The sequence below is a fragment of the Saccharopolyspora sp. SCSIO 74807 genome (assembly GCF_037023755.1).
Taxonomy (GTDB): domain Bacteria; phylum Actinomycetota; class Actinomycetes; order Mycobacteriales; family Pseudonocardiaceae; genus Saccharopolyspora_C; species Saccharopolyspora_C galaxeae.
The window spans coordinates 3,363,025-3,383,932 of record NZ_CP146100.1 but is presented as its reverse complement, the minus strand read 5'-3'; the positions used below and the strand labels follow the sequence as shown (position 1 = coordinate 3,383,932).

Sequence of the window (20,908 nt, the reverse complement as noted above, 5' to 3'; positions counted from 1 at the left end):
CCGGAACCGCCGGGGCCGGTCGGCGATCAACCGAACAGCGCTTCGGCCTCGGCGTAGCGGGACAACGGCACCGTCTTGAGCTTCGCGGTCGCCTCGCCCAGCGGCACCCGCACGACGTCGGTGCCGCGCAGCGCGACCATCTTGCCGAAGGCGCCCTCGCTGACCGCATCCACCGCGTGCAGCCCGAACCGGGTCGCCAGCACCCGGTCGTAAGCGGTCGGCGTGCCGCCGCGCTGGGTGTGCCCGAGCACGACCGCGCGGGATTCCTTGCCGGTGCGCTGCGCGATCTCGTCGGCCAGCCAGGTGCCGACCCCGCCGAGCCGGACGTGCCCGAAGGCGTCGGTCTCGCCGGTCTGCAGCACCTCCTCGCCGTCCTGCGGGATCGCGCCCTCGGCGACCACGATGATCGGCGCGTACTGCCGCTCGAACCGCTGCTGCACCCAGTCGCAGACCTGCTCCACGCTGAACCGCTTCTCCGGCCCGAGGATCACGTTCGCGCCGCCGGCCAGCCCGGAGTGCAGCGCGATCCAGCCCGCGTGCCTGCCCATCACCTCCACCACCAGCGCGCGGTGGTGCGACTCGGCGGTGGTCCGCAGCCGGTCGATCGCCTCGGTGGCGATGTGCACGGCGGTGTCGAAGCCGAAGGTGTAGTCGGTGGCGTCGAGGTCGTTGTCGATCGTCTTCGGCACTCCGACCACCGGCACCCCGTCGCGGGTGAGGCGTTCGGCGACCCCGAGGGTGTCCTCGCCGCCGATCGCGATCAGCGCTTCGACCCCGTGCTCGGCCATCGTCGCCTTGATCCGCTGCACCCCGTCGTCGTGCTGGTACGGGTTGGTGCGCGACGAACCGAGGATGGTGCCGCCGCGGCTGAGGATGTCCTCCACCTCGTCCAGCCCGAGCGGCATGGTGGCGCCCTCCAGCGGACCTTTCCAGCCGCTGCGGAAACCGACGACCTCGTGCCCGTGCACCGCGATCCCCTTGCGCGTGATCGCCCGCAGCACGGCGTTCAGACCGGGGCAGTCGCCGCCACCGGTCAACACCCCGATCCGCGTTCCAGCCGGCATCCTCGCCGCCTCCTCTGCTCGCCTGCACTCGCTCGCGCCGCGCTCGCGCGGCACCGAGCGGGGTGATCTGGATCTCCCCGGGCAGCAGCCTGGCACGGCCTGTATCGGTGCAGCAAGTACTCCGGTGGTGGAACGGCGCCCGTGGAGCCTGCGTCCGGCTCAGGTGCTGGCCTTCTCCGAGCGGCGCCGGCTGCTTTCGCCACCTGCGCAAGACGAGCGCGAAGCTGGCTCAGAGCGGGTAGCCGCGCTTGCGCTGCACGTCCTCGATCACCTTCCAGCGCTGCAGGTTGTGCCGCGCGTCGGCGAGCGCGTCGTGCGCGTTCGCCGGTGCCGAGGGGAGCTTCGGCTTGCCCACGTCCTCCCAGCGCTGCCGCAGATCCCGGGTGAACTTCGGAATCCGCGAGGGCAGCGCGGGCATCGCGCCCCACAGCTGCGCGAGCGCGACGTGGTCGTAGGCCGCGTACCAGGCCCAGAGTTCGATGTTGTCGTGGCGTGCGGTCAGGAACTCGTACAGCTCTTCGCGGATGCGCGCTCGCGGGCGCCAAGCGCCGTCCGCGGGCGGGGGCAACTGCGGGAGCACGTTGCGGCGCACCCATTGGCCCGCCCGGCCCGCGTCGAAGTCGGTGGAGACCGCGTAGAACTCGCGGCCGGTCTCGTCCACCATGCCGATCGAGACCAGGTCGATCGTCTGCCCGTCCTCGATGAACTCACAGTCGTAGAAGAACCGCACCGAACCAGCGTAAAGAGGGCGGTGCGGGCGAACGCCCGGCCCCGTCGGACCCGCTCAGCTCGCCTTGGAGCGGGGCATCCGGTCGGTCCAGCCCGCGACGTCCTTGCCCTGCGCGGTCAGCTCGTCCTTGGCCTTCGCGGCGTAGATGTCGACGTACTCCTGGCCGGACAGCTCCATCAGCGCGTACATGATCTCGTCGGTGATCGAGCGCTCCACAAACCGGTCCCCGGCCAGCCCCTCGTAGCGGGAGAAGTCCAGCGGCTCGCCGACCTTGACCCGCACCTTGTGCGGGTACCACATCTTGGAGCCGAGCGGATTGACCTTGTCGGTGCCGTACATCGCGATCGGGATCACCGGCACGCCCGCCTCCAGCGCCATCCGCGCGACCCCGGTCTTGCCCTTGTAGAGCCGGCCGTCCGGGGAGCGGGTGCCTTCGGGGTAGACGCCGAGCAGCTTGCCTTCGCGCAGCAACCGCACGCCGGTGTCCAGCGCGGCCTGCGCTGCCGCGCCGCTGGAGCGGTCGATCGGGACCTGGCCCACCCCGGAGAAGAAGAACTTCTGGAACTTGCCCTTGATCCCGGTTCCGGTGAAGTACTCGCGCTTGGCCAGGAAGGTCACCCGGCGCGGCATCATCAGCGGCATGAAGAACGAGTCGGCGACCGCGACGTGGTTGCTGACCAGGATCGCCGCACCGGACTGCGGCACGTGCTCGGCACCGTCGATGCTCGGGCGGCAGAACAGCTTCATGAGGGGACCGAGCAAGAAGTGCTTCATCACCCAGTACAGCACGCGCCGCTGCCTTTCTGAACACCCGGAATACCTAGTTCAGGTTACGGAGCGCCCGCACGCCGCACAATGCGGCCCCTGCGGTATCGGATCAGCCCCGGAAGATCGCCCCGCACCGGCCACAGCCATGCGACGATGAACCGGTACCCGGGTCGAGGTGAGCGGTAGGGAGGCTGTGTTGCCCATCCCACGGGGGTTGCCCATCCCACCGGGGTTGCCGGTGCCATCGGAGTCACCCGTGCTCGCCGGCGCCGAGCCGTTCGTGCACGAGGGTGCCGACGACGTCGGCGTGTTGCTGTGCCACGGATTCACCAGCACTCCGCAGAGCATGCGCAGCTGGGGAGAGCACTTGGCCGCCGAGGGGTACACGGTCCGCTGCCCGCGCCTTCCCGGGCACGGCACCACGTGGCGCGAGTTGAACCGCACCGGCTGGGACGAGTGGTATTCGGCGGTGCGGACCGAACTGGAATCGCTGCGCGCCCGGTGCGGTTCGGTGTTCGTGTTCGGCCAGTCGATGGGCGGCACGCTGGCGTTGCGGCTGGCCCAGGAACATCCCGACATCTCCGGGATCGTGCTGGTGAACCCGTCGGTGCTGACGCTGCGGCGGGAAGCCGCGCTGCTGCCGGTGCTGTGCCGGGTGCTGCCTTCGGTGCGCGGGCTCAGCGGGGACATCGCGAAGGCCGGTAGCACCGAGCTCGCCTACGGGCGAGCGCCGCTGCGCGCCATGGCGAGCCTTCGGCGGTTGTGGCGGATCGTGCGGCGCGACCTCGGCAGGGTGCGCGCGCCGGTGCTGCTGCTGCGCTCGGCGACCGACCACGTCGTCGAACCGCTCAACGCGAAGGTCGTGCTCGACGGCGTGGGCGGCGACGACGTCACCGAGGTCGTGCTGCCGGACAGCTACCACGTCGCAACGCTCGATCACGACGCGCCGACGGTGTTCGCCGGTAGCGTCGAGTTCATCCGCCGGATCCACCGCGAGCGCGTCGGAGAAACCGCATGAGCACCCGCCACGACAACGCCGACGGACCCGAGGACATCGACGCGGCCTTCGCCGAGATCGTCGCGGGCCTGGAACGCGACGAGCCGCTGGCGCGCTGGCCGCAGGAGGACGGGCCGCGCACGACCGCGGACGACGCCGACGGGCAGGGACGGGCACCGGATCCGCCGGGCCGAGCGGACGAGGCGCTGAGCCCGGCCCCGGTGGAGCCTGCGGGGCCGCGGGACTGGACGCCGCCCGCTGAAGCGGACGACGAAGGCCACTACGAGCCACCGGAACCACCGCCGATGCCGCGGCCGACCGCGGCCACGATCGGCGGGATCTCGACGATCGTGCTGGGCGTGCTGCTGCTGGTGGTGCCGGGGCTCGCGGGGCTCGGCGGCAGCGTGGCGCTGCCCGCCGGGCTGATCGCGATCAGCGGCGGGATCGGCTGGTTGCTGCTGCGGTTGCGGAGCAACCCGCCGGGATCCGGTGACGACGGCGCGCGGCTCTGAGCAGCTGCCCGGATCCGGCATCGGCGGCGGGGTGGAGCCGACCGGCCGGTGAACTTCCGGGCGCCGCGGCGTGCTCGCCTCGCCGAGCCGGCGACGGGCTCAGCGCCTGTTCGGGACGAGCGCTGCCATGTCGCCTTCTCCGAGCGGTCCGCTTCGCCCATTCAGCGTTCCGCAGCCAGGAAGCCGCCGCGGTCCGCCACCGGCACCATTGCGCAAGTCGTTCTGCAGGGACTTCGCAGCCGGGTTCGACGACGAAGGTTCAGCAGGTCCGGGCGTGCGCGGCGACGTGTTCGCGGGCCAGCGTCGCGGCGCCGACGATGCCCGCCTCGTCCGCGTGCTTGGCCACCCGGACCTTTGCCAACGGGCGATGCCCGGCGCCGGTCATCGCATCCGCGTAGTGCTGCCGGGCTTGCCGCAGGAACAGGTGCGCCGAACCGGACACGCCGCCTGCGAGCACCACGACCTCCGGGTCGTAGACGTCGGCGACCAGCGCCAGTCCCTCACCGAGCCAGCGCGCCAGCTCGCCCACCGCGCGGCGCGCGACCGGGTCGCCGTCCTCGGCAGCGTGCGCGACGCGCTCCCCGGTGATCTCGCCGGGGTCGGCGGCGGCCTGCGCGGCCAGCGGCGAGGACGCGTCCTCGGCCAGCAGTTCCAGCGCGGTCCGGGCCAGGGCGGTTCCGCTGCAGTAGCGCTCCCAGCAGCCGCGCTTCCCGCACGGGCATTCCCGCCCGTCCGGCACCAGCCGCAGGTGGCCGAGCTCCGGCGCCACTCCGTGCGCCCCGCGGAACACGTCACCGCCGAGCACCAGCGCCCCGCCGATGCCGGTCCCCAACGCCACCAGCGCCGCGACCCGCGCGCCGACCGCGGCACCGAACCGCTGCTCGGCGATCGCGGCCGCGTTGGCGTCGTGCTCGAGCACCACCGGCAACCCCACTCGGGCGGCGATGTTGTCGGCCACGGCCACGTGCCGCCACGGCAGGTGCGGTGCGAACCGCACGACCCTGCGGTCCTCGCTGACGAAGCCCGCCACGGCCAGGCCCACTCCGGCCACCGGGTAGTCGGCGGCGAGGGCCAGCACGGTGCCCGCGATGGCGGAGTCGAGTTCAGGTCCGGTGCCCGCCGACGGCACCCGCAGCGTCTCCAGCACGGTGCCCTGCGGGTCGACCACGCTGGCACGGACGCTGGTGCCGCCCACATCCACGCCGACGGTCAGCAATCGCGCTCTCCCATCGAAGCGCCCTTCCCGGCCGCTGCGGCGGTCCTGCCGCGCACCCGGCGAACCTCGATCCGCTGCACCTTGCTCGCGGGTTCGGCGGCCGGTTCGGCGGTCTCCGCAGCCGGACCGGCCGGATCGGTGTGCCGGTGTTCGGCGAGGGTGCCCCGCAGCAGTTCCACGAGCCCGGACAGCTGGTCGGCCAGCTTCGCGGTCAGCTCCGGTTGATCACCGCGCACCAGGGCGGCCACCGCGCAGATCGGGCACCAGCCGCAGGAAGCGCCACCCGAGCCGGTTTCGCCGGACGGCCCAGCGCCGGACGGCCCAGCGCCGCGATCGCGAGTCCGCTCAGCACCGCCTGCGCCGCGCAGGTACTCCTCGGCGCGCTGCGCCGCCGCGTCCAGCAGCAGCCGGAGCTCTTCGGCCATCCGGTCGCGACCGCCCCCGTCCTGCTCGGAACCCGTTCCGCGACCGCTGGAGCCACCGCTGTCCGGCTCTTCGCCCGTTCCCGACGTCACCTCGGGATCGGGGTGTTCAGCACGCATCCGCTCACCACATCCACTGGTCCACATTGGTCACAGCCTCAGCGCATCCACTGCTCGGGATCGGGCCGGAACGACACGGTGATCCCGTCGTCGGCGGCGACCGCGGCGGTCACCGCGCAACGGCGCAGCACCGCGGGCAGCGCGATGAGCCGCCTCCTGCCGTCGATGGTGACGGCCAGCTCGTCACCGATCCGCGCCAGGTCCAGCTCGGCGTCGTCGTGCAGCGGCAGCGCGATCCGCAGCGTGTATTCGGAGTCCAGCGCGCGCCCGCCACCGCCGAGCTCCATCTCGGGCGCGAACGCGGCGCCCTCCAGCGGGTCGTCGCCGTCGTAGAGCTCGTCGGCGAGTTCCAGCAGCGCGCCGGGGCCGACCGGTTCGGCGGCTCGATGAGCCACCGTGCGCAGCGGCAGTTCCGTCGCCGAGCGCACCTGCCCGAGCACCGCGTCCTGCTCCCTGCGCCGGGTTCGCATCCAGGCCGCCGCGTTCCCGCGCGCCGAACCGGGATCGGGCACGAGCCGGTTGGCGACCAGCCCGTCGACCCGGATCTGCTGCAACGCCAGTGCGGTCAGCGTCCGGCGCGTCTCGGCCGCCACCACCGCCTCCGGGGTCAGCACCAGCCGGACGCTGGTGTGCTCGGAGGTGAGCGTGCGCCGCAGCCCGAGCAGGCGCTCCGCCAGGCGGCTCACGGCATCGGCCACCGCATCCCAGCGTTCGACGTTGTCGCTGCCCGCCAGGCCCGCCAACACGCCGCGGACCATCCGCCGGTGCGCCGGAAACAACCGCTCCAGGTATCCGGCGATCGACTCCGGCAGCGACAGCAGCCGCAGCGTTTCGGCGGTCGGGCCGCAGTCGACGAGCACCGTGTCCCACACCCCGCTCTCGGCGAACCGGAACACTTCGGCCAGCCCGAGCAGGTCCTCCACCCCGGGCAGGTGGGTGAGCTCCTCCGCGTCGAGTTCGCTCACGCCCGCCCCGAGCAGCAGGGTGCGCAAGTGCTCGCGCAGCTCCGACCACGCCTGGTCGAGCAGCCCGCGGGTCTGCACCTCGGCGGCGTGCAGCCGGACGTCGCGCCGCTGTTCGTGCAGTTCCACTTCGCGCGGTTCAGCACCGAGCGCGGCGCCGAAGGCGTCGCCGAGGGAGTGCGCCGGGTCGGTGGAGACCACCAGCACCTTCCGGCCGCGCTCGGCCAGGCGCGCGGCCGTGGCGGCGGCGAGGGTCGTTTTTCCCACGCCGCCCTTTCCGGTGAACAACAGGATGCGCAAGGGCGGTCTCAGTGCGGAGTCGGGACAGGAACGTCGAATGCCGTTGATACTCGATCTTCGTTGCGGCCGCATCGCAGCCGCGCCGCAGGAAGCGCCACGTGATCCGGTCGTGCCACTTCCGCCCGGAAACCGGCGACGCGGGCGGGAAAGCGCGCCGCCCGGAAACACTGTCGATCAACGCGGCCGCATCCGCTACTCGGAGCGCGCGGCGGAAAACGCGCCCGCGCGGCTCAAGTCCCCGATTCGACGCGGCGTTTGAGCTCTTTCAGCGCCGTATTCATGATCATTTTCTCGGCCTTGCGCTTGAACATGCCGATCATCGGGATCGCCAGGTCCACCGCCAGGCTGTAGGTGACCTCGGTGCCGCCTTCCGGCTGCGGCCGCAGCGAATACGTGCCTTGCTGCGCCTTCTGCACCTGCCCCTCGGACAGCGTCCAGCTCACCGACAGCCCGTCGTCGGCCCACTCGTAGACGTTGACGTAGGTGTCCTTGACCACCCCGGCGTCGAGCACGAACCGCACCTTCTCGGCCAGGCCCGAGCTGGTCGTCGAGAGCACCTCGGTCTCCTTGACCGCCTCCGCCCACTCCGGGTAGGCGGCGAAGTCCGAGATCACCGCCATGATCTCGGCGGCGGGAGCCTGGATCACGATGGATTGGGTGGACTGATCGACCATGCCGCGCAGATTACAGGTTCGCGGCCACCTCCCGCGGCACCGGCGGGTGCGCCCGCTCGCGCTGCGCCGCGGCCGAACCGCAGCGCAACGCGCCTGCTCACCAACGCAGCACGTAGGGCTGTTCGGTGCGCTTGAAATGCCCGACGTTGACGCATTCGGTGCGCCCGATCCGGACCCGCTGCGCCAGCGGCTGGTGCACGTGGCCGAACAGCGACCAGCGCGGGCGGTCGCGGTGGATCCGCTCCAGCAGCGCGGCCGAGCCGTGCTCGGCGCGACGTGCGATGACGTCGTAGACCAGGTCCGGGACCTTGGGCGGCAGGTGCGAGCACAACACGTCGACCTCGCCGAGTCCGGCGACGGCGGCGTCGAACTCCTCCTCCGGGCGCAGGTGCGGCACCCAAGCCGCGTCCCGGCGCAGCTTCCCGCCCGGAGCCAGGATCGTGCCGCCGACGAAGCCGAAACTCAGCCCGCCGATCTCCACCGTCTCGCCTTCCACGAAGTGCACGCCTTCGCGGGCGAACTCCGGCCACAGGCCCGGCTCGTCCACGTTGCCCGCGATCGCGTAGGTCGGCGCGGTCATCGCGGCGAACAGCTGCGAGTACTGGTCGCGCACCGCGTCCTGCACCACTGCGCGCGGATCGTCCAACGACTCCCACAGCGAGCGCGCGTAGGCGCCGATCTCCGGGCCGCGGTGGTTGCGGCGCAGCTCCGCGAAGTGCGCCACCTTCTCCGCGCCGAACACCGCGCCCAAGATCCCGCGCCCGTGGTCGTGGTAGTCCACGAAGTCGATCAGGTCGCCGAGCACGACCAGCGCGTCCGCCCCGTCACCGGCCCGCTTCAACGCCTCGGCGTTGCCATGGACGTCGGACACCACGTGCACCCGCACACTCTCTCCTCAATCACCGTTGGCTCGACGATCACCGCGACGGGGGTGGGCAGCCCGGTGCCCGGCCGGCCTCCAACCGGGACTTGAGCTCGAACACCAGCTCCCGCACGGCCAGCCTGCGCCGCCGCAGCTCGGCTGTCACCCACCGCCCACGTCGCGGACCGGGCGGGTCGGCGCGCAGGAAGTAGTGCAGCACGGTGCCGTCCAGCACCGGCTGCAACCACACCTCCATGCTGCCGCGCAGGTCACCGGTGAGCCGCCAGCGCATCCCCTCGATGCCGCGGTCGGCCTCGGCGACCGGCGCCAGCCCGGGCCATTGCCGCGGCCAGCGGTCCGGGTCGGCGAAGTGCGGGGCCAGCGCGGCGGGCGCCACGGCCAGGAAGACCTCCTCGGCGAGGTCGATCGCGGACATGCGGACCAGCCTGCCACGAGCGGCGCCACCGGCGGGAACCTCGCAGCCGCGGCGGCAGCCACTTGCGCGGCGGGCGGCGCCGCTGCTCGCGCGCGGGCATGGCAGGCTGCCACCGCACGACTAATCGAGCCCGAAAAGTTTCGCATCAATAACACGGGACTACCGCCGAGTAACCATCGGCGTTAGGTTGTGCCCACAATTAGGACGTTTATCGGAGGTTTCCAAGGTGCGAGAGTTCAGCGTCCCCGCCACCAACACCGTGGCCGACGACGAGAACCTCACCGACATGGTGTGGGCCAACGCGGAACGCTTCGGTGGCACCGTGAGCTTCCGCCGCCGGGTGGAGGGCACCTGGATCGACGTCACCGCGGCCGAATTCGCGACTCAGGTGCTGGCCGTGGCGAAAGGGCTCATCGCCGCGGGAATGCGGCACGGCGACCGCATCGGGCTGATGTCGCGCACCCGCTACGAATGGAGCCTGCTGGACTTCTCGATCTGGGCCGCGGGCTGCGTGACGGTGCCGATCTACGAGACCTCCGCGGCCGACCAGGCCGAGTGGATCCTCACCGACTCCGGCGCGCGGGCGGTCATCGTCGAGACCGAGGCGCACCGCGCGGAAATCGACAGCGTGCAGGACCGGCTGAGCGACGTCGCGCAGGTCTGGCAGATCGACCCGGCCGGCGACGCCTCCGGGGCCGTGGCGGAACTGACCGCGCTCGGCGCCGAGGTCTCCGACCAGACCGCGCACGAGCGCCGCCGCGAGGTGCGCGCGGACGAGATCGCGACGCTGATCTACACCTCCGGAACCACCGGCCGCCCCAAGGGCTGCGAACTGACCCACCGCAACCTGCTGGCCGAGGTGCGCGCGGACGTCGAGGCGTTCCCGCACCTGATGCGGCAGGGCAACTCGATGCTGATGTTCCTGCCGATGGCGCACGTGCTGGCCCGCGCCATCGCCACCGCCTGCGTCTACTCGCGCACCACGCTGGGCCACACCGGCGACGTCAAGGAACTGGTCACCGACCTCGGCTCGTTCCGCCCCACGCTGGTGCTGGCGGTCCCGCGGGTGTTCGAGAAGGTCTACAACACCGCGAAGCAGAAGGCGCACGGCGAGGGCAAGGGCCGCATCTTCGACGCCGCCGAGGACACCGCCGTCGCCTACAGCAAGGCGCTGGACCAGGGCGGGCCGGGCCTGGGGCTGCGGGCCAAGCACCTGCTGTTCGACAAGCTGGTCTACGGCAAGCTGCGCGCGGCACTGGGCGGTCGCTGCAGCGGCGCGGTCTCCGGCGGTGCTCCGCTGGGCGACCGGCTCGCGCACTTCTACCGCGGCGTCGGCGTGCCGGTGCTGGAGGGCTACGGGCTCACCGAGACCACCGCAGCGGCCGCGGTCAACGTGCAGGAGGCGGCCAAGATCGGCACCGTCGGCAAGCCGCTCGCGGGCACCAGCATCCGGATCGCCGAGGACGGCGAAGTGATGATCAAGGGTGACGTGGTGTTCCGGAAGTACTGGAACAACGAGACCGCCACCAAGGAGTCGCTGGAGGACGGCTGGTTCCACACCGGCGACCTCGGCTCCCTGGACGAGGACGGTTTCCTGCGGATCACCGGGCGCAAGAAGGAGATCATCGTGACCGCGGGCGGCAAGAACGTCGCCCCGGCCGTGCTCGAGGACAACCTGCGCGCGCACCCGCTGATCAGCCAGTGCATGGTGGTCGGGGACAAGAAGCCGTTCATCGGCGCGCTGGTCACCCTGGACCCGGAGTTCCTGCCGTCGTGGCTGACCAACCACGGCCGCTCGCAGGACACCCCGCTGAGCGAGCTGGCCGAGGACTCGGAAGTGCGCGCCGAGGTCCAGTCCGCGATCGATCACGCGAACCAGGCGGTCTCCCGCGCCGAGCAGATCAAGTCCTTCCGCATCCTGGCGAAGGACTTCACCGAGGCCACCGGTGAGATGACGCCGAGCCTGAAGCTCAAGCGCAACAAGGTCGCCGAGAACCACGCGGAGGACATCGAAGCGATCTACTCGTAAGCGCCGGTCGCTGCGCAACCGGCCGGGAACCCAGTCCTGCAACAGCGCGGCCGCTGCCGTCAGCGGAAGCGGTTGGTGAGTTCCTCGTGCCACCCGCGCAACAGCTCGTCGGTGCTGATCCCGGCGAGTTCGCGCAGGGCAGGGTCGACCGCGTCCGGTGTGCCTGCCCGCGCGATGCGCCGGTACAGCTCGACGACCTTCGGCTCGCCCACCCGCCGCACCAGGTGCTCGATCAGCGACCACGACTGCTGGTAGGCCAGGTCCAGCCGCCGCCCCGCCTGGTGGAAGTCCGCTTCGCCGGGCGGGGCGGCGGGCAGCGCACCGGTCCGCGCCTGGGCGCGCAGGTCCGGGGCGATCCGTTCCGGCGGCAGCCCGCTGTCCCGGTACCCGATGTAGTCCGCGAACCCTTCCAGCAGCCACATCGGCGCGCCCTCTGCGGTGTCGGCCCGCGCCGCGACGTGCGCGATCTCGTGCCGGAGCACGACGCGCAGGGACGTGTCGGACAACCGGCTCGCGGTTTCGGTGTTCAGCACGACTCGGGGGCCTTCGACGCGTCCGGACGACACGTCGACCTTGTCGGCCACGGCGACCGCCGCGATGCCGTCCACGGCGAACTCGGCGCCCACCAGGGCGCGCAATTCCTCGCGGGACCGCGGCAGCAGCACGCCCACCTGGCGGCTCCAGTCCGGGCCCCAGACGTCGGTGACGGAAGCGACGGCGCCGTCGAGCTCTCCGGTCAGCCGCTCGGCGAGGCCGTCGGTGCCGTCGTGGCCGACGATCACGCCGTGCTCGGTGCGCAGCACCCGGGATCGGCCGAAGTCCCACGGTTCGTGCGGCGGCCGCGCATCAGCGCTGATGAACCAACGTCCGCCCCGCGCGGTGAAGGTGAAGTTCATCGGCCGCCGGGTGGGTACCGCGTCCACCCCGGCCAGGGCGTAGCTGAGTTCCACCCGCGGGCGAGCCGGGTCCCCGCCGGGAAGCTGCTCGACCTGGTAGTCCCACGATGCCAGCGGCAGCTCGGCGAGATCGCCGAACAGTTCCCGCTGCCGCCGCCGGAACTCGCCGGACGCCGCCGGATCCACCGAGGCCATGAACGCCGCCTCGTCGCGCCGCAACACCGCCTGCGAGCGCTGCCGCAACACGGTCTCCTGCGCCTGCCGCCAGTGGGTCGTCTCGGCACGGGCCGCGATGCTCGGAGCGGGCGGGGCCTGCGCGGGCAACGGGAGCAATGCGCCCACCGCGAGCGCGGCCGCAGCCGCCAACGCCGCCGGCCATCCCCGCGAAAACCCAGGCACGAGGCGGATCGTAGGCCGGGCAGCACCGCGCGGCGAGGCGGATCCCGAACGCGGAACGGGCCGCTACCCCTGTGGGTAACGGCCCGCCGGACGCCTCGCCGGGTCTCAGCCCGCGATGCGGCGCATCGAGCTCACGTCCGCGATGTCCTGGTAGTCGTCGACCTTCACCACGTCGCCCTCGGTCGGCGCGTGCACCGCCTTGCCGTTGCCGACGTACATCGACACGTGGCTGACCGGGCTGTAGTAGAAGATCAGGTCACCGGGTTTGAGCTGGCTCGCCGAGACGCTCTTGCCCTCGGAGACCTGCGACTTGGTGGAGCCGCCGATGCTGATCCCGGCCTGCTTGTAGGCCCACTGCATCAGCCCGGAGCAGTCGAACGTGCTCGGCCCCTTGGCGCCGTAGACGTAGGACGAGCCCTGCTTGCTCAGCGCCGCGGTGACCGCCTCCGCGGCCTTGCCGGAACCGCCGGGGCCGACGTAGTCGGTTTGCCCGCCGCCGGTCAGCGAGTCCTGATCGGCGGAGCTCAGCTGCGAGTACTGCTGCTTGACCTTGGCGATCTGCGCGTCCATGTCGGCCTTCTTCTTGCCGATCTCGCCCTGGATGCGGGCGGCGTCGGCCTCGGCCTGGGCGGCCCGGCCGCGGGCGTCCTGGGCCCGCTGCTGCGCGCTCTCCGCCTGGTGCACCGCGGCGGAGAGCTGCTTGATCGCGTCGTTGTTGTCCTTGGCCAGCACGTCCAGCGCGGACGCGCGGTCCAGGAAGTCGTTCGGGGATTTGCTGACCAATAACGCGGAGAGCTTGTTCAACCGGGCGCCCTGGTAGGAGGCGGCGGTCATCTTGTCGACCTGGCCGCGGAAGCGCTCCTCCTCGGCGCGCGCCTGGTTCGCGACCTGCTCGGCCTGGCCCGCCTCGGCGGTGGACCGGTCCAGCTCGGCCTTCTTCGCGTTGTGGTCGTCCTCGGCCTTCTTGTAGTCCTCGGTGAGGGCTTCGGCCTGGTGCGAGAGCTCCCGCACCTGCTTGGCCGCCTCCGAGGCGCTCTCGGGGGGCTTGGGGTCTGCGACAGCCGGCGCGGAGGTCATGCTGACGGCGGCGGCGACCGCCGAGGCCGCCAAGGCTCCGCGCATCGTGCGCTTCAATCGGTGCGACGCCACGTCGCGCACTGCTCCTTCGTCTCTCGACCGCCCACCGAGACCACCCACCGAGGATGCAGCGGCGGTCCGGGGCAGTCCCGGACTCCGGGCACCAGGACGGCGCCCACGCACCCCACGGGGGCAGGTTCCCGGTTCGACTCCCCGAAGCCGATTCGGCGGCGCCGCGCGGAGGACCCGGAGTGGGCCGCTGATCGCCGCGCGGACGCGCTAAGGCTACGAAAGGTCATGCGTGACGTCTATACGAGGGGGGTTAATTCTTCTGTGCACTACACAATCCCACGATAGGATTACTTGTATGCGCAGACAGTGACCAGTGAGGCATCGGCTCACCTGCGCGTCAGCCGACCACCGCAGCGCCGGACCACCGCGACCGGAAGCAACGGGACCGCTATGACCTCCGCCACGAGCAGCCCGCTCAGACCCGGTTGATCCGCTCCAGCAGCAACGGGGACGACACCGCGTACGCCCCGGCGCGCCGCACCGACGTCACCACCGCCCGGTCCGAAGTCGCCACCACCAGCTGGCGCCCCTGCGGCTCGGCCTCCACGAGCGCGCGGATCACGTCGTCGGCGATCACCCCGGGATCGCTGAACAGCACCCGCACCCCGCGCGGGCCCGCCGTGGGCACCGCCAGCACGTCCGCGCCGTCGAACACCACCGTGACCTCCGCGCCGGTGCGCGCGGCCAGCGCGGCCAACTGGTGCGCCAGCCGGTTGCGCTGATCGGCCAGCGGCAGGTCCGGATAGCCGGTCTTGGTGACGTTGTAGCCGTCGACGATCAGGTGCACCGCGGGCAGCGCCAGCAGCTTGTCCAGCTCGGCGGCATCGCCGACCTGCCCGGTGGCCCCGGTGTCCGAGCGCACCCGCTGCACCACGTCGGCCGGGCGCGGTCCGCTGCCGCCCGCGCGCAGCTCGCGGCGCAGGCCGCCGAGCGCGCCCTCCATCGTCTCCAGCAGCAGGGCCAGCCGGACCTCGTCGCCCTGCCGGGCTTCCCGCGCGGAGTGCCGTGCGACTTCCGCGTCGGACTCCGCCCGGCGGGCGCGCTCGCGCTCCTCGGCCGCCTTGGCGCGTTCCCGGTCGCGTTGCTCGCGCAGCTCGGCGAGCTCCGACTCGATCTGTTCGCGTGCCGAGGCCAGTTCGGTGCGCGCGGACTCCGCATCGTCCTTGGCGTCGCGGAGCCGCTGCCCCTGCTCCCGCAACCGCTTGCGCAGCCGGTCGGCCTCCGTGCTGGTCTCGTTGCCGACCTGGTCGGCGGCCCGCCGGGCCTCGGCGAGCTCGCCCCTGAGCCGTTCGGCCTCGGCGCTGAGCCGCTGCGCGCGGGCCACCGCGGAATCCCGTTCCCCGCGCAGCTTGCCCTGCTCGACGCGGAACGCGACCAGCTCCAAGTAGTGCGGCGTGGCCGGCGCGGCGAGCAGCAGACCGGCCGCGGCGACCACGACCGGATCGGAGTCGGCCAACTCCAGCGCCGCCGGGCGGTGCTCCCGGCACCAGTCGACGACCGCGGTGCGGAACACCGTCGACCCCCGGAGCGCATCGACCAGCGGGGCCTGGCCGAGCCGGGCGCGCTTGGCAGGCGCGAACCGCATCACCGGGCGCACCGGGGCGGGCACGTCCGCGGGCCGGATGCCGTCGAGGGCTTCCCCGGCGATCTCCGCCAGCCGCGAGCGCACCGGAGCGGGCAGTTCCGGCTGCTCACCGGGACAGGACTCCGCCGCCTCCCGCGCGTCGTCGGCATCCTGCAGCGGACCGTCCACTGCGGACTCATCAGGGCGCGGATCATCGGCACCCGGCGAAGGCGAAACCACGCTCCCAGGCTAGTCGGCCGCCCCACGATCACCCGATCCGGCGGTTGTCGGTGGCCGCCCGTAGCGTGCCCGCCGATGACCGGCCAGCTGACCTTCGACGAGCTCGACGACGATCTCCCGCTGCACCTGGCGACGTTCGTGATCGTCGACCTGGAGACCACCGGCGGCAGCGCCCAGCGGGACGCGGTCACCGAGATCGGCGCGGTGAAGGTCCGCGGCGGCGAAGTGCTCGGCGAGTTCAGCACGCTGGTGGATCCCGGCCAGGAGATCCCGCCCGCGGTGGTCTCGATCACCGGCATCACCGACGCGATGGTGCACGGCGCGCCGCGCTTCGACTCGGTGCTGCCCGCATTCCTGGAATTCAGCAACGGCGCGGTCCTGGTCGCGCACAACGCCCCGTTCGACGTGGGGTTCCTCAAGGCGCAATGCGCCCAGCTCGGCCTGGACTGGCCGAAACCGCAGGTGCTGTGCACCGCCAAGCTCGCCCGCCGGGTGCTGACCAAGGACGAGACGCCGAACCACAAGCTCGGCACCCTCGCCCGCGTGCTGCACGCCCGCACCACACCGGTGCACCGGGCGTTGGACGACGCTCGCGCCACCGTGGACGTGCTGCACTCGCTGCTGGAACGGCTCGGACCGTTCGGCGTTCGCTCGGTCCGGGAGTTGCTGGAGCACTTGCCGGACGTGACACCGCAGCAGCGGCGCAAGCGCGGACTCGCCGACGAGCTGCCGAACGCGCCCGGCGTGTACCTGTTCCGGGGCCCGAACGACGAAGTGCTCTACATCGGCACGGCCACCGATCTGCGCCGCCGGGTGCGCCAATACTTCACCGCGGGCGAACGCCGCGGGCGGATCAAGGAGATGGTCGGGCTCGCCGACCGGGTCGATCACGTCACCTGCGCGCACCCGCTGGAAGCGGAGGTGCGGGAGCAACGGCTGCTCGGCGCGCACCAGCCGCGCTACAACCGGCGCTCGAAGTTTCCCAAACGCGCCTGGTGGGTGGTGCTCACGGACGAGCCGTTCCCCCGGTTGTCGATCGTGCGCATCGCTCGCGAAGGTGCCCTGGGGCCGTTCCGCTCCCGGGCAGCGGCGGGCGAGGCCGTGGAAGCGTTGCAGTCGGCGACGATGCTGCGCCGCTGCACCGACCGCATTCCGGCGAGGAACCCGAGCGGGCGGCCCTGCGCCGTTCACGAGCTCGGCCGCTGCGCCGCACCGTGCGCGGGATACCAGAGCGTCGACGAGTACGCGCCGGAAGTGATCTCGGTGCGCGAGGTCGTCGAGGGCCGCGGCGACGGCGTCCTGGAGCGGTTGCGCGACGAGCTCACCCGGCTCTCGGTCGAGCAGCGCTTCGAGGACGCGGCAGGCGCGCGGGACCGGCTGGCCGGGCTGGTGCGCGCGCTGGACCAGGCACAACGCTGGGCGGCGCTGGCAGCGGTCGCCGAGCTGATCGGCGCGCGCCCGGACGGATCAGGTGGCTGGCACCTGGCCGTGATCCGGCACGGCAGGCTCGCCGCGGCGGGCCACGCGCGGCGCGGGACGCCACCGATGCCCGTGGTGGACGGCTTGCAGGCCGCGGCCGAAACGGTGCGACCGGGAGCCGGCCCGCTGCGCGGTGCACCGGCGGACGAGGTGCGGGCGGTGCACCGCTGGCTCACCACCGGAGGCACCCGAATGGTCCGCTGTTCGCAGCAGTGGGCGGAGCCCGCGGGTTCGGCCGCGTCCTGGCGCGACTGGCTCGACCGCGCCACCCAGGCCCGCAACCCCTACCCCGCCACCAACTGATCCCCGCCGTTCGGAGTGCACGGCCTCTTCGCCCCACTGGATTGGTCGAACGGTCCGTTCACTCCGGACGCTTGGGGGTCGAACGCAGTGCGGCCCGGCACCCCGTTTCGGGATGCCGGGCCGCGAGTGCGCGATCGGCTTACTCGGTCGGCTGCTGCTGCCTGCCCGAGACGAGTTCGCGTTGCTCGAGCTCCTCGCGCTCGCGGCGCTCGTTCTCCGCGTGCGCTCGCTCCAGCGCCTCGGTCTCCTCGGCCGGGTCCGGCTTGAGCAAGCTGCCCGCGACCGGAGTGCCCGCGGCGCCGAGCTTGTTCATCTTCTTCGGCACCGGAGCGCCCTGGTACGGCAGCTCCTCCGGGTGGCCATGCGAGTCCACCGGCCCCAGCGGCTGGTGCACCTCGATGAACTCGCCGTGCGGCAACCGCTTGATGATGCCGGTCTCCACACCGTGCTCCAGCACCTCGTGGTCGGCCCGCTGCAAGCCCAGGCAGATCCGGTAGGTGAAGAAGTAGGTGATCGGCGGCAACAGCAGCAGCCCGATGCGGCCCATCCAGGTCATCGCGTTCAGCGAGATGTTCAGCTCGAACGCGATCACGTCGTTCATCCCGGACAGCTGCAGCACCAGGAAGAACGACAGCGCCATCATGCCGAGGCTGGTGCGCACCGGAACGTCCCGCGGCCGCTGCAGCAGGTTGTGGTGCGCGTCGTCCTTGTTCAGCTTGCGCTCGATCATCGGGTAGCTGATCAGCAGCGTGAACAGGATCCCCATGCCGAGGGCGCCGCAGAAGAACACCGGCGGCACCGTGTACGGCCCGATGTAGAGCTCCCACGCGGGCCAGATCCGCAAGATCCCGTCCGCCCACATCAGGTACCAGTCCGGCTGCGAGGCCGCGGAGACCTGCGAAGCGATGTACGGCCCGAGGTTCCAGATCGGGTTGATCTGGAAGACCCCGCCCATGATCGCCAGCACGCCGGTGGTCAGCGCGAAGAACGCGCCGCTCTTGAGCGCGAAGGTCGGCAGGATGCGGATGCCGACGACGTTGCTCTCCTTGCGCCGCACCCCCGGGAACTGGGTGTGCTTCTGGTACCAGACCAGCGCCAGGTGCACCGCGATCAAGCCGAGCATGATCCCGGGCAGCACCAGCACGTGCAGGATGTAGAGCCGCGGGATGATCACCATGCCGGGGAATTCGCCGCCGAACAGCGCCCAGTGCACCCAGGTGCCGATCACCGGCACGGACAGCACGATGCCGGACATGGTGGCGCGGACGCCGGTGCCGGAGAGCAGGTCGTCCGGCAGCGAGTAGCCGAAGAAGCCCTCGAACATGCCCAGGATCAGCAGCAGCGCGCCGATCGTCCAGTTCCCCTCACGCGGGCGCCGGAACGCACCGGTGAAGAAGATCCGGAACATGTGCGCCATCATCCCGGCGACGAACAGCAGCGCCGCCCAGTGGTGCAGCTGCCGGATGAACAGGCCACCGCGCACCTCGAACGAGATGTCCAGCGTGCTGGCGAACGCCTTGGACATCTCCACGTCCTGCAGGTTCCGGAACACCCCGTGGTAGGTGACCTCCTCCATGGAGGGGTCGAAGAACAACGTCAGGTAGATCCCGGTGAGGATCAGGATGATGAAGGTGTACAGCGCGATCTCGCCGAGCAGGAACGACCAGTGCGTCGGGAAGACCTTGTTGAGCTGGCGGCGGATGCCCGGCGCCATGTTGTAGCGCAGGTCGGCCTGGTCGGCCGCGTCCGCCGCCTGCCGGTAGAGCTTGCTCTCCGGCTTCGTGGGCGTCGTGATCGAACTCATGCGTTTCGCTCCCAGTACGCTGGCCCGACCGGCTCGATGAAGTCGTGCTTGGCCACGAAGTATCCCTGCTCGTCAACCGTGATCGGCAGTTGCGGCAGCGGGCGGGTGGCCGGACCGAACACCGGCTTGGCGTAGGTGTTGACCACGTCGAACTGCGACTGGTGGCAGGGGCACAGCAGCCGGCCGGTCTGCTGCTCGAACAGCGAGGTCGGGCAGCCGACGTGCGTGCACACCTTCGAGTACGCGTAGTAGTCGCCGTAGTTGAAGTCCTCCTGGCCCTTGCGCCGGACCGGGGCGCTGCCGGGCCGCAGCCGGATGAGCATCACCGGGGCGTCGGAGCGCCGCAGCACCGAGGCCAGTTCTTCCTCGTTGTGCCGGTCGGCCTCGCGGAACGGGAAGACCGTCTCGAACCCGCCCGCGTCGATGTCCTCCGGGCGCAGCAGCGACACGTCGTGCGGATCGCCGGTGTCGCGCCGCAGGTAGACCTTCTCGCCGGGCTTGTGCTGCAACCACGCGGTGTGCTCGAGGTTGTCCGGGCCCGCGGTGGCCCACGGGTCCTTGATGAACCCGCCGATCGCGATCACGCCGGTGCCCAGCCCGAGCGCCCCGGCGCCGAAGCCCAGCGAGCGGCGGATCAGCGAACGCCGCGCGAAACCGCTGCGGTCGCCGGCGTCGGCCAGGATCGCGGTCGCGGTCTGCCGGTCCACCTCGTCCGAGCCGTGCCCGTCGTGGCGCTGCTGGACGGCGACCTCGTGCGGGATGAACTTCTTGGTGTACATCACCACACCGGCGCCGACCGCGAAGATCGACAACCCGAGGAACAGGCCGACCAGCGGGTTGTACAGGTGGTAGAGCAGGTAGGCCGCGCCGCCCTCCTGCGGGCTGACGTACTCCCACGGCCACCAGATGAACACCACGATGAACGCCAGCGCGGAGAACCCGGCGAGGGCGAACCAGGCGGCGACGGCGCGCTCGGCGCGGCGCTCGGCCCGGGTGTCCTGCACCGGCCACGGGTCCTGGTAGCTGACCAGCTCGACGTCGTCGAGGGCCAGCCCGAGCCGCATCTTCTCGTCGCGGCTCATCTCGGCCAGCTCGGCTTCGGTGTACTCCCGCTTGGGGGTGTGCCCGCCTTCTCCCTGCGGGCTCTCGTTCTCGCTCATGCCCTGGCTCCGATCCACAGCGTGATGCCGATCAGCGCACCGAGGCCGACGACCCAGGCGATGATGAACTCCGAGGCGGGACCCCAGCCGCCGAGGGAGTTGCCGCCGGGGCTGTTGTTGCTTTCGGTCACGGACTTGACGTAGGCGATGATGTCCTTCTTCTCCTCCGGCGTGAGCTGCCGGTCGGAGAACTTGGGCATGTTCTGCGGGCCGGTGAGCATGGCCTCGTAGATCTGCTGCTCGCTGGCCGGGTCGAGGTTCGGCGCGAACTTCCCGGACGACATCGCGATGCCGCGGCCGGTGAAGTTGTGGCAGGAGGCGCAGTTGAGCCGGAACAGCTCGCCGCCGCGCGCCGAGTCACCGGTCGCCGAGGCGTTGGCCAGGTCCGGGCTCTGCGGCCCGCCGCCGTAGGTCTGCACGTAGGCGGCCAGCGCGTCGATCTGCTCCGGGTCGAACTTCGGCGGCTTGCGCGTCGCCTGCGCTTCCTGCCGCACCATCGGCATCCGGCCGGAGGAGACCTGGAAGTGCGTGGCTGCCTCGCCGACGCCGACCAGGCTCGGCCCGCGGTCCTTGACCCCGCCCAGGTTCGCGCCGTGGCAGCTGATGCAGGCGTTGTTGTAGAGCTGCTCGCCCTGCCTGACCAGTGCCGGGTCCGCCGCCGCGTGCGCGGTCTGCGGCTCGGGGGTCAGGACCGTGTACAGCCCGCCCGCGCCGACCAGCGCGATCCCGAGCGCGAGAGCACCGGAAAGCCTGCGCCGGAACTTCGACCCCGCGCGCTTCCGTTTCTTGATGGTGGTCATGAGTGCGGCAACCCTTGCTGTC

General features: G+C 71.5%; 19 protein-coding genes. 4 read left to right on the top strand and 15 right to left on the bottom strand.

Features of this window, described 5'->3' with window-relative positions; all coding sequences use genetic code 11:
- Positions 1-26: 26 nt before the first annotated feature.
- The 3 genes from V1457_RS15590 to V1457_RS15580 all read right to left on the bottom strand — a co-directional run bounded on the left by V1457_RS15590 (position 27) and on the right by V1457_RS15580 (position 2,583).
- Positions 27-1,064: a 6-phosphofructokinase gene (locus tag V1457_RS15590; RefSeq protein WP_200071228.1), complete on the bottom strand. Its 1,038-nt coding sequence runs from the start codon at positions 1,062-1,064 to the stop codon at positions 27-29.
- Between the two features lie 229 nt (positions 1,065-1,293).
- The gene (locus V1457_RS15585) at positions 1,294-1,794 is read right to left on the bottom strand and encodes a polyadenylate-specific 3'-exoribonuclease AS (protein WP_200071227.1); all 501 of its coding nucleotides are present in this window, start codon (positions 1,792-1,794) and stop codon (positions 1,294-1,296) included.
- Between the two features lie 54 nt (positions 1,795-1,848).
- On the bottom strand, positions 1,849-2,583 hold the full coding sequence (locus tag V1457_RS15580; protein ID WP_200071226.1) for a 1-acyl-sn-glycerol-3-phosphate acyltransferase: 735 nt from the start codon (positions 2,581-2,583) through the stop codon (positions 1,849-1,851).
- 235 nt (positions 2,584-2,818) lie between these two features.
- Between V1457_RS15580 and V1457_RS15575 the strand changes: the two genes are divergently transcribed.
- Both V1457_RS15575 and V1457_RS15570 read left to right on the top strand, forming a co-directional pair.
- Positions 2,819-3,580 (top strand): alpha/beta fold hydrolase, encoded by a 762-nt coding sequence (locus V1457_RS15575; RefSeq protein WP_338595284.1) that lies wholly within the window; start codon positions 2,819-2,821, stop codon positions 3,578-3,580.
- The gene (locus V1457_RS15570) at positions 3,577-4,071 is read left to right on the top strand and encodes a DUF308 domain-containing protein (protein WP_338595282.1); all 495 of its coding nucleotides are present in this window, start codon (positions 3,577-3,579) and stop codon (positions 4,069-4,071) included. Before V1457_RS15575 ends, V1457_RS15570 begins: the two co-directional genes overlap by 4 nt.
- 259 nt (positions 4,072-4,330) lie before the next feature.
- Here V1457_RS15570 and V1457_RS15565 read toward each other — a convergent pair whose 3' ends face one another.
- The 6 genes from V1457_RS15565 to V1457_RS15540 all read right to left on the bottom strand — a co-directional run bounded on the left by V1457_RS15565 (position 4,331) and on the right by V1457_RS15540 (position 9,063).
- The gene (locus V1457_RS15565; RefSeq protein ID WP_200071223.1) at positions 4,331-5,287 is read right to left on the bottom strand and encodes an ROK family protein; all 957 of its coding nucleotides are present in this window, start codon (positions 5,285-5,287) and stop codon (positions 4,331-4,333) included.
- The gene (locus tag V1457_RS15560; protein WP_338595279.1) at positions 5,281-5,829 is read right to left on the bottom strand and encodes a hypothetical protein; all 549 of its coding nucleotides are present in this window, start codon (positions 5,827-5,829) and stop codon (positions 5,281-5,283) included. The genes V1457_RS15565 and V1457_RS15560 overlap by 7 nt, the downstream gene beginning before the upstream one ends.
- Before the next feature lie 38 nt (positions 5,830-5,867).
- Positions 5,868-7,091, bottom strand: coding sequence for an ArsA family ATPase (locus tag V1457_RS15555; RefSeq protein WP_200071222.1), 1,224 nt, complete (start codon positions 7,089-7,091; stop codon positions 5,868-5,870).
- Between the two features lie 230 nt (positions 7,092-7,321).
- Positions 7,322-7,765, bottom strand: coding sequence for an SRPBCC family protein (locus tag V1457_RS15550; protein WP_200071221.1), 444 nt, complete (start codon positions 7,763-7,765; stop codon positions 7,322-7,324).
- A gap of 97 nt (positions 7,766-7,862) precedes the next feature.
- Positions 7,863-8,651 carry a metallophosphoesterase gene (locus tag V1457_RS15545; RefSeq protein ID WP_200071220.1) on the bottom strand — a complete coding sequence of 263 codons (789 nt, stop codon included), beginning with the start codon at positions 8,649-8,651 and terminating at the stop codon, positions 7,863-7,865.
- A gap of 31 nt (positions 8,652-8,682) precedes the next feature.
- On the bottom strand, positions 8,683-9,063 hold the full coding sequence (locus V1457_RS15540) for a polyketide cyclase / dehydrase and lipid transport (protein ID WP_200071219.1): 381 nt from the start codon (positions 9,061-9,063) through the stop codon (positions 8,683-8,685).
- A 226-nt stretch (positions 9,064-9,289) separates the two neighbouring features.
- Between V1457_RS15540 and V1457_RS15535 the strand changes: the two genes are divergently transcribed.
- A complete protein-coding gene (locus V1457_RS15535) occupies positions 9,290-11,092 on the top strand; it encodes a long-chain fatty acid--CoA ligase (RefSeq protein WP_338595276.1) in 1,803 nt (600 codons plus the stop codon).
- Positions 11,093-11,151: 59 nt separating this feature from the next.
- On the opposite strand, the gene V1457_RS15530 is transcribed toward V1457_RS15535, so the two are convergent.
- The 3 genes from V1457_RS15530 to V1457_RS15520 form a co-directional block, all read right to left on the bottom strand.
- Entirely contained in the window at positions 11,152-12,387 is a 1,236-nt protein-coding gene (locus V1457_RS15530) for a hypothetical protein (RefSeq protein WP_338595274.1), read from the bottom strand.
- A gap of 105 nt (positions 12,388-12,492) precedes the next feature.
- Positions 12,493-13,536, bottom strand: coding sequence for a C40 family peptidase (locus V1457_RS15525; protein WP_295149230.1), 1,044 nt, complete (start codon positions 13,534-13,536; stop codon positions 12,493-12,495).
- 415 nt (positions 13,537-13,951) lie between these two features.
- Entirely contained in the window at positions 13,952-15,340 is a 1,389-nt protein-coding gene (locus V1457_RS15520) for an NYN domain-containing protein (protein WP_374220953.1), read from the bottom strand.
- Between the two features lie 75 nt (positions 15,341-15,415).
- Here V1457_RS15520 and V1457_RS15515 point away from each other — a divergent pair, with 75 nt between their 5' ends.
- On the top strand, positions 15,416-17,122 hold the full coding sequence (locus V1457_RS15515; RefSeq protein ID WP_200071216.1) for a DEDD exonuclease domain-containing protein: 1,707 nt from the start codon (positions 15,416-15,418) through the stop codon (positions 17,120-17,122).
- Positions 17,123-17,261: 139 nt separating this feature from the next.
- Here the strand turns inward: V1457_RS15515 and V1457_RS15510 are convergent, their stop codons facing one another.
- The 3 genes from V1457_RS15510 to V1457_RS15500 are packed head-to-tail and all read right to left on the bottom strand — an operon-like array spanning position 17,262 to position 20,886.
- Positions 17,262-18,926, bottom strand: a complete 1,665-nt coding sequence (locus V1457_RS15510) for a cytochrome bc complex cytochrome b subunit (protein ID WP_200071215.1) — start codon at positions 18,924-18,926, stop codon at positions 17,262-17,264.
- On the bottom strand, positions 18,923-20,086 hold the full coding sequence (locus V1457_RS15505; RefSeq protein WP_200071214.1) for a ubiquinol-cytochrome c reductase iron-sulfur subunit: 1,164 nt from the start codon (positions 20,084-20,086) through the stop codon (positions 18,923-18,925). Before V1457_RS15505 ends, V1457_RS15510 begins: the two co-directional genes overlap by 4 nt.
- Positions 20,083-20,886 carry a c-type cytochrome gene (locus V1457_RS15500; protein ID WP_200071213.1) on the bottom strand — a complete coding sequence of 268 codons (804 nt, stop codon included), beginning with the start codon at positions 20,884-20,886 and terminating at the stop codon, positions 20,083-20,085. The genes V1457_RS15505 and V1457_RS15500 overlap by 4 nt, the downstream gene beginning before the upstream one ends.
- Positions 20,887-20,908: the final 22 nt, after the last annotated feature.

Bases quoted from the DNA above. Each gene is read 5' to 3' on its own strand.
- V1457_RS15590 (WP_200071228.1), bottom strand. From the start codon at position 1,064: ATGCCGGCTGGAACGCGGATCGGGGTGTTGACCGGTGGCGGCGACTGC.
- V1457_RS15570 (WP_338595282.1), top strand. From the start codon at position 3,577: ATGAGCACCCGCCACGACAACGCCGACGGACCCGAGGACATCGACGCG.
- V1457_RS15560 (WP_338595279.1), bottom strand. From the start codon at position 5,829: ATGCGTGCTGAACACCCCGATCCCGAGGTGACGTCGGGAACGGGCGAA.
- V1457_RS15550 (WP_200071221.1), bottom strand. From the start codon at position 7,765: ATGGTCGATCAGTCCACCCAATCCATCGTGATCCAGGCTCCCGCCGCC.
- V1457_RS15540 (WP_200071219.1), bottom strand. From the start codon at position 9,063: ATGTCCGCGATCGACCTCGCCGAGGAGGTCTTCCTGGCCGTGGCGCCC.
- V1457_RS15515 (WP_200071216.1), top strand. From the start codon at position 15,416: ATGACCGGCCAGCTGACCTTCGACGAGCTCGACGACGATCTCCCGCTG.
- V1457_RS15510 (WP_200071215.1), bottom strand. From the start codon at position 18,926: ATGAGTTCGATCACGACGCCCACGAAGCCGGAGAGCAAGCTCTACCGG.
- V1457_RS15505 (WP_200071214.1), bottom strand. From the start codon at position 20,086: ATGAGCGAGAACGAGAGCCCGCAGGGAGAAGGCGGGCACACCCCCAAG.
- V1457_RS15500 (WP_200071213.1), bottom strand. From the start codon at position 20,886: ATGACCACCATCAAGAAACGGAAGCGCGCGGGGTCGAAGTTCCGGCGC.